Raw genomic sequence first — 15,093 nt, 5'->3', positions numbered from 1 at the left:
GTCTTAGTTAATATATCTTTGTTATTCTTTTATTTTATCTTACTTTTTTCCCTGATATCAGCAGCAGCAGTGAATAGTACGTCTGTGGAAGAGTTCAGTGCTGTTTCACAAGAATCCTGTATAACTCCTACAATAAATCCTACACCAACAACCTGCATTGCAATATCATTTGGGATACCAAATAAACTACAAGCCAAAGGTATTAACAGCAAAGATCCGCCAGCCACACCGGAAGCACCACACGCACTTAAAGCAGTAAGAAAACTTAAAATAACAGCGGTTGGCAAGTCAACAGTAATACCTAAAGTATATGTGGCTGCCATGGTAAGAACTGCAATTGTAACAGATGCACCTGCCATATTTATGGTAGCTCCTAAAGGTATTGATATGGAATAAGTATCCTTATCCAATCCTAATCTTTCACATAGCTGCATATTAACAGGAATATTAGCTGCAGAACTTCTTGTAAAGAAAGCTGTTATTCCACTATCCTTTAAGCACTTAAATACTAATGGATACGGATTCTTTTTTATTGTAAAATACACAATAATAGGATTTAAAACTAATGCAACAAAAATCATAACACTAACAAGCAATAGTACAATTTTTCCATAATCTATTAAGCTTTTTATGCCTGTAGTTGAAATCGCATTAAATACAAGTCCCATAACCCCAAGTGGTGCAAATTTTATCACCCATTTAACAACTTGTGATACTGCATTGGAAATATCAGAAATCAAATTCTTTGTATTGTCTGATGCAAACTTTAATGCCAAACCTAACAAAATTGCCCAAGTCAAAATACCAATGTAATTAGCTGTTGAAATAGCATTTATAGGGTTATCAACAACTTTAAATATTAATGTCTTTAAAACTTCAACAAGTCCTTCAGGGGCAGTTATATCTTGTGTACCCCCCGCTAAAACTAAGCGTACTTTAAAAACAAAACTTGCGCAAACTGCTACGAAACCAGCTAAAAAAGTACCCAGAAGATAAAGTACTAGTATAGATTTCATATTGGTCTTTTGACCACTTTTATGCTGTGATATAGCAGACATAACTAAGAATAAGACTAAAACTGGTGCTACAGCTTTTAATGCACCTACAAAAAGGTCTCCTAATATTGCAATGCCCGCTAATTGCTTTGGCAGTGCTACTGCTAAAATAATTCCTATGATTAAGCCAATAATAATCTGCTTAACCAAGCTTATTTTGTTCCATCCCACTAATAAATTTTTTAAAAACATTTTGCCCTCCAAATTTGTTATAATTATTAATTGTATATTAAATTAAATTAAATCGTTTTACTCTAATTTTACTGACTTCATTATAATTTAACAAGACCATATTGTTTAAATTTTATCATATTTTTTATGTAGTTACAACATAAAAATCTGCTACAAATAGTATTTCATAACAATTTAATTCATAATCTTCCTCATAAATATATTTTATGCCAACATGCCTCTTTCTAATATAAAACTTTTTAAAATAATATACTGTTCAACATGTCCCATAATTGTATGTAACATGATATGACAATATTGAAAAATAGAAAAAGGGTTAATCAATAAGTCCATAACCCTTTTATTTATTATTCAGCCTGAGATTATTTGTACTGAAAGAGCACTGGTCTGTGGAGGTATACTTGTTGTCTGGAATGATTCTCGCTCTATTCTTACTGTTTGACCAGGACGTATTGCCCGTAAAGTTATTCGATTACCTCGTCTATCCCTTAATTTAGTTGAATTGCTAATCACATACCGCATCTGACGTCTTGGATTATTTGGGATTCCAGTCAATATGTATCCGAAATTACCACTCACATCAACATTTATAACCGTTCCTTCTTCTATTAACGATGACTTGTTTTCTTTAATAATCACTATGCTGAATGCTCTTGCTTGCGGAGGATTACTTTTTGTCATATCCGAAGAAAATCTTGCATTAATAACCATACCTATTTTTAAATCTCTAAATCCTATTCTGTTTCCAAACTGATCTTGAATTCTTGTATGGTTTCCAATTACAAGTGTAACTACTTGCATTTGTATTATCCGATTACGGTCCCTTATACCATAAGAAATAGTAACAAAACCTGTTCTATTGCGTGTAAATGTATCTTCAATTAAGGCATTTTCTGCCATAACATCATCTTTGTTTAATACGCTAATGGTTTTCACCTCCAAATATTATTCTTAATAACATTATATTCCTTTTCTTGAATAAGGTTCTTAGCATATTTTAAAGGGACAGAAAATAGCTTTTTAAGCTCAATTTCTGCCCCAATTTATTGTGAATATCGTACTTAAAATTTCTGCAAATTCTGCAACAATTACTAATTTCTTATCCTTTTTCCAAAAGGCTGTCAATTAATATTTCTCTTATTATCGATATAATTTCTCTTATTTGGGGGTAAAATAATGTTACACCTTTGAGTTAACTCCATGTCAATAAAATTTTGCAATACTAGTAAAATGAAATTATTGAAATTAATCATTAAATGTGCTATGCTATCAACTGTAAATTCAAAAATGTCTTTACTCTATAAATAATTAATTGTAAAATTATTATTATGACGATAACGTATCAAAGGGCTTATTATTATAAGCTCTTTTTTGATGATAAAGAAAGGACTCATATGATAAAAGTTGAAAACTTATCCTATTCGTTTCCGCAAAAGGATTTGTATAATAAAATTTCATTTACACTAGAAGACGGTGAACATTGTGCTTTTATAGGGACAAATGGCAGTGGGAAAAGTACACTGATCGATTTAATTATGAATCCAGATAGATATATGTTCGAGGGAAAGTTAGAGATAACACCCGATTGTAAAATTGGGTATGTAAGTCAGTTCTCTCAGCGAGAGAAAACAAAAGAATTTACAGTATTCGAATATATAGGTGAAGAATTTATTAAGTTGCAAAATGAATTGACCTCAATTTGTACTGAAATGGAAACTTCATTGGATGTTGATTCCTTACTGGACAAGTACCAACAATCTTTAGACGCATTTAATGCACTTGGTGGTGATGATTTCGAAAGCAACATTAACAAGAAACTAAATTTAGCGAACCTAATCAATCAGAAAGATCTGATGATTTCTGAACTTAGTGGTGGAGAATTCAAGCTTATTCAAGTGATTAAAGAAATGCTCAGTAACCCTGACTTAATGATTATGGATGAACCTGATGTATTTTTAGATTTTGAAAATCTTAATTCCCTTAAAAATCTAATTAATTCACACAAAGGAATGCTTCTAGTTATTACGCACAACAGATATCTATTGAATCATTGCTTTAATAAAATTATTCACCTTGAGAACACAGAGCTCCAAGAATTTGAAGGAAGATTTATTGATTATAACTTCTCACTGCTTGAAAGTAAAATTGAGTTACAAGAACTAGCAAACGCTGATACTGAAGAAATTGAGAGAAATGATATCTTAATCGATAAACTAAGAACTATTGCAACATACAATACGGAAGCTTCTAGAGGCAAAGCTCTAAATGCTAGAGTTAAAATTCAAGAACGACTAGAATCGCGTAGAATAAAAACTCCATTTGTATATATTAAACAGCCAAATATCCATTTTACTACAGATAATGAAATTCAACAAACAATTGCTTTAAAAGTCAAGGATTACAGTGTTGCCTTTGATGACATCCTACTAAAAAATGTTAACTTTCAAATTAATTCTACAGATAAAGTAGCCCTCATTGGTTCAAATGGTACTGGCAAAACGACTTTACTCCGAGAAATTTTCAAAAACAATCATGATTCCATTGAGATTAACCAGGACATTCAAGTGGCTTACTTTTCTCAACTTCAAGGCGAAATGTTAAATGAATCTAATAGCATACTCGATGAGTTTTTCGATGCTGGATTCAAAACTAATCAAGAGATTATATCCTATCTTTCAGACTATGGCTTTGAGGAAGAAGGAATTAATCAAAAGATAGCTTCCTTATCTGGAGGAGAAAAGAATATGCTTCAATTAGCTAAAGTTTCTGCTAGAAAAGCAAACTTGTTGCTTCTTGATGAACCCACAAGTCATTTAGATACCTATTCACAGATAGCACTGGAAAAGGCTATCGAAAACTATAAGGGTGCGATTCTAATGATTTCTCATGATTTCTATTCTATAGTAAACTGTATGGATTATGTCTTAATCATTGAAGATAAGACCATTAGAAAAATGAGTATACGAAAATTTAGGAAGATGATTTATGATAGTCATTTTGATCGAGACTATTTAGAAATTGAACAGAAGAAAAAAAACGTTGAAACCAAAATAGAATTAGCTTTGAAAGATAATGATTTTGTACTTGCAAAAGTTTTATCTGAAGAGTTAGAATCGCTGATTAAGTTACTTTAAAACTGGTTCTAATGATCTAATGTGATAATCTCTTGGTTGGTGTAGAATATATACATCAACCAAGAGATTATTATTTTACACAGAATTCAGGATTGATTCCGCTATTGAATCTTTATGTAATTAATTTACAGCCTAATTAATTTTTTTGCTTTTCTCCATAATCCACTTTGCTATCTTAGTAGCCATTTCATGTTGCGCTTTTGAACTAACATACATCCCAATATGTCCAACAGGAAAAGAAAGCATTTCTTTATCGATACTGCCTATATGTTCATTTAAAGGCTTACTTGCTGATGGAGGGACTAAATGATCATATTCTCCATAAATATTTAAAAGTGGCATGCTGATATTTTTTAAATCCACCAGTTTATCACCAATCATCAATTCCCCTTTTATTAATTTGTTCCCTTTATATAAATCATTTACAAATTGCCGTATAGTTTCACCTGCTTGTCCAGGACTATCAAATATCCATTTCTCCATTCTGAAGAAATCAGACATTTTTTGGGGATTATCAAAATTTTCCAAAGCACCTATATATTTATCAATCATGAGCTGGAAAGGCTTTAAGATGATAAAACCTGCATTCATTATTTCACCGGGTATAACACCATAAGCATCTACCATACTGTCAATATTAAGGTTTTTTCCCCATTTAAATAACAGTCCTTCTTCGGTATCAAAATCTATAGGTGCAATCATAGTTACTAAGCTTTTCACTTTATCAGGGTGTAATGCTGAATAAATTGCTGAAAAAGTACCCCCTTGACAAACTCCTATTATATTAATTTTTTCTATTTTATTTGCTTTGCATATAAAATCTACAGTATTATTTATATACCCTTCTATATAATCTTCCATAGTTAAATATCTATCTTCAGCTGTTGGATACCCCCAATCAATTATAAATAAATCCAGTCCCTGCTCTAAGAGACTTTTTATTACACTTTTGTCTTGCTGTATATCCATCATATACTGTCTATTTACTAAAGCATATATTATTAAAGTAGGAACCTTGCAAGTAGTTTTTGTTAGAGGCTTATAATGATATAGTTTCATTTTATCTTCTTCATATACAAGTTCCTTTGGGGTTGAATCTGAACCATCATCATCTACATCCATCAAAACTTCTATTCCTTTTATTATCTTTTTTTGTAATGAAAAAACTTCATCAAAAGATTTTTCCATATCCAAACCATAAGCTAAATTCATTTCTTCTCTCCTTTTAAATCGTTTAATTCTTTTTTTGCATCTTTTACCTGTTTTTTTAAGTCGTATACAGTTTTATAAAGACTCTTCATTTCACTTTTAGTTGGAATCGGAATATATTTCAGATATTCTTCTATTAAACTGTCATATCTGCTTTTAAATACCATAGAAGAATCCACAAGTTCTGAAAATAACTTGCTAAAATCTTCCGTATTAAATAATTTTAAATATGCATTTTCATTTTCCTTAGACCAATACTCGTAAAATCCTTTGAAGGTTTTAGGCTGAGTTCCAGACTTTAACATTTCAGCGTAATTATTAAGTATATCTTCCATAGTTTTTTGTGAAACAGAAAAAAGGTTAGCTGAAAATTCACCTAAAAAAGTGAGATATTTAACAAAAGTATCCATACTTTCGCGTTGCTTTTCGAAATACTCTTTATTGAGTCCCATAGCCGGACTATTCAAAATCTTTCCAAAAGATTTTGAATAGTTATCTTTCCATAGCTTTATAAAATCTAAATATGCAATAGGATTTTTATATGCTCCTTTTACCATATAATCACTTAATTCTTCATTGCTTTCAATCCATGGTCCATAAAACTTTTCAATAAACTCCTTATAAATTTCCATTATTTCCATAGGTTCTTTTACAAAAGCCTGTATAGGATCCGGTAAATAAGCAATATAACTTTTCTTTACAAAACTCATATATTCTTCTTTCCATTTCCTATAAATATCAGTGTATTCATTCATAGCGGGCTTAAAAGCCTGCTTATTTAAATCCTCCCACAATTTATATACGTTGTAATATACATCGGTGCCAAAAGACATCTTTTTAAATATTTCATATACATTGCCGCCATTAAATGAAGAAAAAAGCTTGTTATTGAAGTCAATCATTTTTTTATAAAAATCCATAATATCCTGCGAACCCTCTTTCTTTACTTTTTCATTTTTCACTTCATCTTTAGGTAAAAATGTTTCTTGCCATACATTTAACATAGTTTTTTGCATATCAAAAAACTGCTCTATAATAATATTATTAAAATCCATACAAAACCTCCTCTTAATCTTCTTTTATTTTTTTAACTACAGCTTCACCAGAAACTACTTCAACATTATCCGAATTAAAAACGCTGGTTTTTAATACAACAATCCTTTTATTGTCAATTTTACTTAAAACCTCTACCTCTGCTGTTATTTGATCTCCTAAAAAAACAGGAGCCAAAAATTTTAATGATTGGGATAGATATAAAGTACTTACCCCAGGAAGCTTTGTCCCTAAAACCGCAGAAATTAATGAACTAGTTAAAAGGCCTGGTACAATTCGTCTCTTAAAAGGACTTTTTCTAGCAAATTCTTCATCTAAATGAATTAAATTTACGTCACCAGACAATTTTGAAAACAAAATTACATCTTCTTCAGAAATTACCTTACTGATGGAATCTTTATCCCCTATTTTGATCTCATCGTAATTTCTTTTTAAATTTTGACTGCCTATACCCATAATAATCCCTCCCCATTTCATATACTAAAAAAGTAAAATATTTCATTCCTCGAATTTAAGCTAATTATGCTACATAGGCCCTAAACGAAATCTAAACATGACGAGAGTTTAGTTTTTGTTTATTTTGATATCCTATAATTATTATATTATTCAGAAAAAGATACCTTTGGGTAGTTTCCTGGATGGTTTAATCACCATATCGATTTTAGTATTAATAAATAAGAGGTGGCATGTTTATGAACAAAAATGATAAATCTATTTGCTTTATTGAAAATTGTAGTGCAAAACTTCCGCAAAACCAAAATAAACTTGAGGAATTAAAGGTGAGAATGTACAAAGAAATAAATAATGCAATTGAAAATGGCATAGATACATTCTATTTTGGTGCTTTCTATGAATTTGAACTGATGTGTGCAAATTTGGTACTTCTAAGAAAAAAGATCATTAATATACAAAATCCTAAGTTTATCAAATTAATTGCAATTGCTCCTTACCAAGAGCAAGCAAGTAATTGGTTTGAAAGGGATAGCGAGCTATATTATAATACTCTGTCGCAGTGTGATCATGTGATTCAGATAAATCAAAAGTATACAGATAATTGTTTTTTTGAAAGTAATAAATATATGGTTCAGCATAGTGGGAGAATCATTTGTTATTATAACAGTGATTTAGGAGCCAAAGCTTACATAATAGACTATACAAAAAAAAGAAAAAAATTTGAAATCATCAATTTATATTAAAAATTATTATGATGTAAAAGGAGAGTAATAATGGCAGAGATTAATCTTGGATGTGTAAGTGTTTATTCAAATAAAGATAGTGAAAATCACGATGAATTTATGGTTGAATTGGCGGCGGAAAATATGGCATCATTCATTATTAAAATAAAGAATTTGGCTGAAAAGTTTATTTTTAAAGATATTCAAGGAAACTTAATAATGCAGGTTGAGTCAGGAAAAATAGTTGAAAGTGGATTTGAAAAGCCGAATTTGCAGCTTGAAACTATTCAAAAGCTTAGGTTAATGGAACAAGGAAAACTTAATGTAAAAGAATTTGAGTTATCAGCACCAGATGAAATAGAAGTCCTATGGTCGTGTAATCAGATATGGTAATATTGTAATTGAGAGTATAGATTAAAATTCTATACTCTCATTCCCCCCTTACTATATTTAAAGCTGCTTACTTATTAATTACCATTTTCTTATTACCCATCACCGCTATAAAATCACAATATCTCTCATCATAGTTTTCTAGCAATTCATAAATCCATTTGGGCGGTTTTGTACCAAATTCCTTACCAAGCATTTTTTTATAATTTTGAAGCAATGTTAGGGCTAACCTTTTATTACCTGTAATCATACACATTTTTATCAATTGCTCATAGGCGCTGTCATCGCAGTCATTTATTGATATAATCTTTAAAAGTATGTCTATTGCTTTCTCAAAATTATTTTCCTGATTACATGAGTCTAAAATAGCATAGAGTGTTTTTTCAATCTCAATGTCCATCCAAGCTTTTACAAAGTCGCACCATTCGTAATACTTATTATTCAGATATCCCGATTGATATTTTTTTATCAGTAAATCTATATTTTCAAAATCTATTTTATTTGCTTTAATGCCATTTAATATTTCAATAAAATCCCAATAATCACTTTTCACCTTATTTTTATTAATTTCATAAACGCCATATTTTTTTATAACCACATCATCTAGATTAAATTCTTTTAATGCCGATCTGATATTATAACAAGTGACGTGTAAATTCTTTGCAGCTTGATCATAGCTCATATTCGGCCATAAATCCTCAATTACTTTATCCCGAGATACTGCTTTTTTTTGTTCAACCAAGTATATTATTAATTCTTCACATTTTGATGTGCGCCATTTAATCATTTCCTCTGCTTCACGGTACACATAACAGCCAACACTACCAAAACTATTAACATACAGCATATTGTTCTCGATTTCATTTGATTGTCTTTTATTTTTTCTCTTCGTGATGATATCCACTATATTAGAGATATCATCACTTGCAATTGGTTTTAATAAATAGCCGGAAGCATATACATGAAATGCCTGAAGTGCAAAAGCTTCATAAGCGGTAACAAAAATAATTTCTGCTTCGGAATTTGAAGATAGAATTTTCCCGGCAAGTTCAATCCCATTCATATCCGGCATTTCTATATCCAAAAAAACTAAGTCTACAAAATTGTTTTCGATAAAATTCAAAGCATCAGTAGATACTGTGAAAACATTCAGCAGTTCAATCCTTTCCTCGTTTTTTATTAACCTTGAAAAGCGGTTTAAAGAAGCTAGTTCATCATCAATTGCAATTGCAGTATACGTCATAATAGTTACCTCCTTATATAAAACAATACCGTTGTCCCACTTTGTGATGTTATATATTCCAATTTTGAATTGCAGAAGGTTTTTAACCTTGTATTCACATTATAAATACCTATACCACCATCTTTAACAGGCTTTTTAAGAAGACTGCCAATGACATCATCTGTTAAACCTTCCCCATTATCTTCAATTCTAATTTCAAGTTCATTGTAAGTTCTTTTCATTGAAATAGTAATAATATATTGCTTTGTACTAGACTTAATAACATGTTTAATGACATTTTCAGCCAAAATCTGAATTGTCAACGGAGGAATAAAAAATCCATCTATATCATCAATAAAATACTTTATAACTAAATTATTAAACCTACTTGCCTCAATCTCAAGATACGCTTTTGTTATTGCTACTTCTTTTTCAAGCGGTATTAATTTATCTGCATTAGAAAAATTCAGTGTTCCCCTTAAAAAATTAGCTATAGATATAACAAGATTGGATGCCTGTAATGAATCGGTTTCACATAAATTAACTAACGAATTCAAAGCATTAAAGAGAAAATGCGGCTTGATCTGTGCATTAAGAAAAGCCATCTCATAGCCCTGCTTGGAATCACTTAAGGATTTTATATTCAATAACGAAGCAATTCTAGCTTTTAGTTCATCTGGATGAATGGGTTTCTGAATTATATCATTAGCACCTGCCTGCAGAGCTAAATAAGTGAACTTTTCACTGACAGGTGAAGTTAAAATCAATATAGGCAGTTCGATCATACTAAATTGTTCACGGATTGTTTTGCATTTATCAAAACTTAAAACATTGGTTATAACTAAATTTATAATAACTAAATCTATATGAGAATTATTGTTTTTCGTATTAAAAACTTCATCACTTAATGATTGTAAGATAATGTGATAATTTTCTCTTGACAATACATGAAAAAGGAAATTTAGGTTTTCTTTATCATTATCTATAATCAATATGGTTTGAGCGTCTTTTTTATCATTTTGTATGTGATTTATATCAATCTCCTTATCAATTTTTTCTTTGTCATTATTCTGGCACGTATCATTTGATTTATCATCTTGAATTGAAGCTAAAGGCAAATGCAAACAAATTTTCTTAAAGTTCCAATCTGAGTAACATTTTATGCTGCCTCCAAATCCTTCCACTAATTTTTTAGTTAAACCCAACCCCATTTCGCTAAAATTATATGGAAAAGTATCATTCATACATAAAAAATTTTCCTCTAAAGTACGTTTTATCTCAGAACTTAAGATGTTATTATTAGATGCTGATACAACCAATTCAATACAATTAATCTTAGGAATCAAGGTTACATTGATATCTTCAATATATAAATTGAGTAATGCACTGTCAAAAATGCTCAACAAAATATAAATAAATTTATCTGAATCCCCTTTAATAAATAGCTTCTTATCCGGAGCTTTTAAGCTGATATTACACTTTACTTCTGCATAGATAAAACCATATGCATTTACAATGTCGTCCAATAACTTTTTGATTTCTATTTCCTTTGAACTAGATTCGACTTCATCTGCATTTAAGTTTACAATGTCATTTATCGTACCAGTTACCCTATTTAATCTTTCCATTGAATCTATTACAAAACGTAATTTATGCAAATTTTCACACGACAGATTTGCCCTTTCATCTTCTGAAATATGCTTTAAAAAACTCGATATCATAAGTAGCTGAGATTTAAATTCATTGGTTGTTTTTATAATTAATCCTTCTCTAAGTGAATTCACTTGTTTAAGTTCTTCTGTCATCAACTCTACTAATTGATGATCTACTTTATATCTTTTAATAATTAAAAGTGCCCGTACTAAAATAAACTGAAACACAGAAAACATAATAATACAATAATTATAATAGCCTGTAAAATACAAATAAGGTGAATAACTTAATGCTCCCAGCAGTACAGAAGAAACAGTCATTCCCAATAATAATGCTTCTGAATTTCTTCTAAACGCTGTAAATACTATTCCCTGTAAAATGTAAACAAGAATAAATACAAGTGCTAACGAAGCATAATAATTAACTAAATTAATTATATAAAATGAAGAAAGCAAACATAATATAGCCAATATAATAATCGAAGTCACCAATATTTTGATTATGTTTTTATTGTAAATATCTGGGATTACCGACACCATATATACTATGAAGAATAAAACAAACGTTAAAACTGCAATAGAATGTATCTTTTCAAAATTCACATATGATAAAGATGGCATTATTCTATATAATAAAGCCTCTCCATTCGTTAAGAATAAAACTATTGAAGATAGTCCTATTAGACCACAGTATAAAAAATTAGGATTTCTGCTTATACAAAATCCACCGATTAAAGAAGCTGAAATAATAAGTATCATTGAAATAATAATGGTCTCTACTAGTATAAAATTCTCTTGTACTGTCAAAATCTGCGATTGTGTACCAAAATAGACCGGTTTGATTATTCCTCCTAATTTTACTGAATGATAATTTGAAACCCAGATAACAATATCTACTATGCTCTTATTATTTTGAAAGAATACTGAATAGCTTTTATTCCTTGCTTCATAAACAGAAATATCTGTCCCTATAATCCCATCACTTGAAATTTCTCTGCCATTAATAAAAATCTTATGGGCTGTTTTGATAGAATTTACTTTTAAACCAAGTAACTGAGATTCCTGTATAGGACTCATCAGGATTTTCAGATGAAATGTTCCATATCCAAACGCATTTTTTTTATCTGAGGAAACCTTTCCTTCCCAGTTATTTGGAACATAAAATGGCATAAATTCCTTTGGCTCATTAAATTTATTTATAAATTGGTTAGGATAAAATTCCCACACTCCATCCAAATTTAAAGGTTTAGATTCCATAGCGAAGTCATATGTTCTTAAATCTATTATTCCGTTTTCTGCAATGATTCGGTTTCCTTCACAAGCTTTACTGTACCCTATGAAATAAATGTACAATATGATTATAAATATTATAAAGCTAAATAAAGGAACTATTATTTTCTTTCCCATATAAAACATAGTCACCTTTCTATTAGAATGTCACTTGAAAATTATTACATTATTTTGATTATCATTACAATATATTCATATTTTAACATTTTTCTTTATTATACTCTATTTGAAAGAATATTCCTACAATTTTTAACAGAAAAACAAAAAAACTACCACTATTTTTCGATATATTTTAAGAAAATGAAAAGCTATCGTTTTCTATAAGATCTACACATATATTCACCACTTCCTCATCATAAATAACTCCGGCTCCCCCCTTAATTTCATCAATAGCGGCAGACATTCCTAAAGCTTGTCTATATGGTCTAAACGAATTTATAGCCTCCACAGTATCTGCTACTGCTATGATTTTTGCTTCCGTGCAAATCATTTCTCCCTTCATGCCATTTGGATATCCACTACCGTCCATTCTTTCATGATGCTGATAGACAATCTGGGCAATGTCCGACAGCGATTGCTCCTTACTAAGAAGATTATATCCTACCTCTGCATGAAGATTGATAAATTGTTTTTCTATATCCTTAATGATTCCCGGCCTTGTCAGCAATTCACTTGGAACATAAATTTTACCAATATCATGTATTGATGCAGCAAGCTTTATCCTTTGAAGAAAGTCTTTATCTTTTGGTCTTATTTTTTTCGCCATTTCATAGGCCAATTGGCACACACGTTTCTGATGTCCTGCAGTATAAGGATCTTTAACCTCAAGAGCATTTGCTAAAATATGTATAATCGACTCCTGAGTCTTTAAAAGTTTATGATAGGTTTTCTTTAGTTCTTTTTCAGTATATAGCCTTTCTAAGCACATGGAAATGGTTGTCGCCGCAAAAATCAGGTATTCTCTATCCGATTTGTCATAAACATAATCATCCTTATAAAAAAAGCAACAAAGACTTCCCCTAACCTCTCCATTTTTATTTTGTAATGGTACCGCCAATATATTTAAAATTTCTTCATTTTTTTCCTTTACTTTGTAAACATTTTCTATTAAGCCTTCATTATGAATTTTGATGAAATCCTGCTTATGCTGTAAATAAATATCATTTCGATTAATTACAAAAGGCTCAGTATCTATATTATCTTCTTTTATTTGTATTGAAAGTCCTAGAGAGCTATAATGTTCATGGAGTATTAACTTTACCTCTATATAAAATTCATTTATATTTTCTTTTTGACTAGCTGCTTCATTTATTTTTTTCAATGCATATTGTACTTTTATATTTCTTTCTATTCCATTCCGAACTTTTAATTGCTCTGTAATATCTATAAAAAGCTGAAGAATAACACGTTTTTTCTTATATATAAATTCATTTTCTAATGTACGTACATAAATATAATTTCCATAGTTTTTTAACATTTTTATTTCTTTGTTTTTGAGAATATCAGCATGCTGATAGCATTCTTCATCCGTATAATTAATAAAAATGTCCGTTGAATTTTTACCAATTAATTCTTTTTTACTTAAGCTGCAAAGATTTAAGTAGTATTTGTTCACCTCTAAAATTTTTCTACTGTTATAATCAAGGATAATCGCAGCGACAGGTATTGCCGTTAAAATTTCACTGATGCTATTCACATTCATATCAATTAGTTCCAACTTTTTCATAATTATAAATTCGCCTCCTATTTATATTTAGTTTCTTTTACTAGATTCACATAATTTGTAATCATCATGGCAGCCTCTGCTCTGGTAGCCAGTCCTTTTGGCTTAAGTGAATCACTCCCATTCCCACTGATTATTTCCTGCTGATAAGCCCATGTTAATGCCTGCTTTGCATAACTAGATGTATCGAAGGCATCTTTCACTGATGCTATACCATTATAATCTGTAACCGAAGGAGAGCCTGCATATCTCCAAAGAATGGAAACTAACTGTTCACGTGTAATATTATTATTTGGAGCAAAGATATTGTTTCCATATCCTGTAACAATTCCTTTTTTTTGTGCCCATGCAACTGCATTCGCATAATACTGTCCTTTCGTCACATCTTTAAAATCACTGTCAAAGGTTTCCTCAGTGCCATCCAATCTATATAGTATGGCTGCAATCATTCCACGATTGATGCCTAAATCTGGTGAAAATGCAGAAGCATCTGTCCCTCCCATTATATTATTCTGGTTAAGGATTGCCACGCTCTTATAGAACCAATCTGATTTTGCCACATCTGTAAATGGATTAATCCAGCTTTCCACATTAATGTTTAACTTATGGTCCTTCGTTTCTTTATCAGTTATGGTTTTATCGCTGGTTGATGTACTTCCTGAAGAAGAACTTCCGCCACTGTGGCTGCTTCCGCTACCGCTACTCGAATCAGTTAGATACTGTGCATACAGCGTCACATCTGTTGTCACGTTTGCAACCGTTGCTCCTGCTGTATACTTAGTCCCGCTTCCGTCTGCCGCTGTATTCCAGCTGTCAAATTTCTTGCCTGCTGGGGCGATTACCCCTGTTCCATCTGGTATTACTGAAGAAGCTTGTCCATCTGCTACCTGCAATGAAGCTACACTTCCGGTTCCTTTGTTTGCATCAAAGCTGATGGTATGAATCACCTGTGGTATATCAATATACTGTGCATACAGCGTCACATCTGTTGTCACGTT

Annotated in this window: 12 protein-coding genes; 3 read left to right on the top strand and 9 right to left on the bottom strand. The window is 30.7% G+C overall.

Features of this window, described 5'->3' with window-relative positions; all coding sequences use genetic code 11:
• Positions 1-29: 29 nt before the first annotated feature.
• Both sstT and RTW14_RS07645 read right to left on the bottom strand, forming a co-directional pair.
• Positions 30-1,247 carry a serine/threonine transporter SstT gene (gene sstT / locus RTW14_RS07650; protein WP_312649124.1) on the bottom strand — a complete coding sequence of 406 codons (1,218 nt, stop codon included), beginning with the start codon at positions 1,245-1,247 and terminating at the stop codon, positions 30-32.
• A gap of 351 nt (positions 1,248-1,598) precedes the next feature.
• Positions 1,599-2,183: a hypothetical protein gene (locus RTW14_RS07645; protein WP_312649123.1), complete on the bottom strand. Its 585-nt coding sequence runs from the start codon at positions 2,181-2,183 to the stop codon at positions 1,599-1,601.
• A gap of 458 nt (positions 2,184-2,641) precedes the next feature.
• Here RTW14_RS07645 and RTW14_RS07640 point away from each other — a divergent pair, with 458 nt between their 5' ends.
• Positions 2,642-4,381 carry an ABC-F family ATP-binding cassette domain-containing protein gene (locus tag RTW14_RS07640; RefSeq protein ID WP_312649122.1) on the top strand — a complete coding sequence of 580 codons (1,740 nt, stop codon included), beginning with the start codon at positions 2,642-2,644 and terminating at the stop codon, positions 4,379-4,381.
• 132 nt (positions 4,382-4,513) lie between these two features.
• Here RTW14_RS07640 and phaC read toward each other — a convergent pair whose 3' ends face one another.
• Genes phaC through RTW14_RS07625 form a run of 3 tightly spaced genes read right to left on the bottom strand, consistent with a single transcriptional unit; the run spans position 4,514 to position 7,099 of the window.
• The gene (phaC, locus tag RTW14_RS07635) at positions 4,514-5,593 is read right to left on the bottom strand and encodes a class III poly(R)-hydroxyalkanoic acid synthase subunit PhaC (RefSeq protein ID WP_312649121.1); all 1,080 of its coding nucleotides are present in this window, start codon (positions 5,591-5,593) and stop codon (positions 4,514-4,516) included.
• Positions 5,590-6,645, bottom strand: coding sequence for a poly(R)-hydroxyalkanoic acid synthase subunit PhaE (locus RTW14_RS07630; RefSeq protein ID WP_312649120.1), 1,056 nt, complete (start codon positions 6,643-6,645; stop codon positions 5,590-5,592). Before RTW14_RS07630 ends, phaC begins: the two co-directional genes overlap by 4 nt.
• Positions 6,646-6,658: 13 nt before the next feature.
• Complete coding sequence (locus tag RTW14_RS07625; protein ID WP_312649119.1) at positions 6,659-7,099, bottom strand: MaoC family dehydratase; 441 nt, start codon at positions 7,097-7,099, stop codon at positions 6,659-6,661.
• Positions 7,100-7,335: 236 nt separating this feature from the next.
• Between RTW14_RS07625 and RTW14_RS07620 the strand changes: the two genes are divergently transcribed.
• Both RTW14_RS07620 and RTW14_RS07615 read left to right on the top strand, forming a co-directional pair.
• Entirely contained in the window at positions 7,336-7,839 is a 504-nt protein-coding gene (locus tag RTW14_RS07620; protein ID WP_312649118.1) for an SLOG family protein, read from the top strand.
• 30 nt (positions 7,840-7,869) lie between these two features.
• Positions 7,870-8,211, top strand: coding sequence for a hypothetical protein (locus RTW14_RS07615; RefSeq protein ID WP_312649117.1), 342 nt, complete (start codon positions 7,870-7,872; stop codon positions 8,209-8,211).
• A gap of 67 nt (positions 8,212-8,278) precedes the next feature.
• On the opposite strand, the gene RTW14_RS07610 is transcribed toward RTW14_RS07615, so the two are convergent.
• The 4 genes from RTW14_RS07610 to RTW14_RS07595 all read right to left on the bottom strand — a co-directional run.
• Positions 8,279-9,451, bottom strand: a complete 1,173-nt coding sequence (locus RTW14_RS07610; protein ID WP_312649116.1) for a response regulator — start codon at positions 9,449-9,451, stop codon at positions 8,279-8,281.
• Positions 9,452-9,456: 5 nt separating this feature from the next.
• Positions 9,457-12,489: a histidine kinase gene (locus tag RTW14_RS07605; RefSeq protein ID WP_312649115.1), complete on the bottom strand. Its 3,033-nt coding sequence runs from the start codon at positions 12,487-12,489 to the stop codon at positions 9,457-9,459.
• 175 nt (positions 12,490-12,664) lie between these two features.
• A complete protein-coding gene (locus RTW14_RS07600) occupies positions 12,665-14,098 on the bottom strand; it encodes an HD domain-containing phosphohydrolase (protein ID WP_312649114.1) in 1,434 nt (477 codons plus the stop codon).
• 17 nt (positions 14,099-14,115) lie between these two features.
• Positions 14,116-15,093, bottom strand: a 978-nt coding sequence (locus tag RTW14_RS07595; protein ID WP_312649112.1) for an S-layer homology domain-containing protein, incomplete at its 5' end; no start/stop codon positions are given.

The sequence above is a fragment of the Aminipila sp. genome, from assembly GCF_032051575.1.
Classification (GTDB): Bacteria; Bacillota; Clostridia; order Peptostreptococcales; family Anaerovoracaceae; genus Aminipila.
This window is presented reverse-complemented; position numbering and strand designations above follow the sequence as displayed.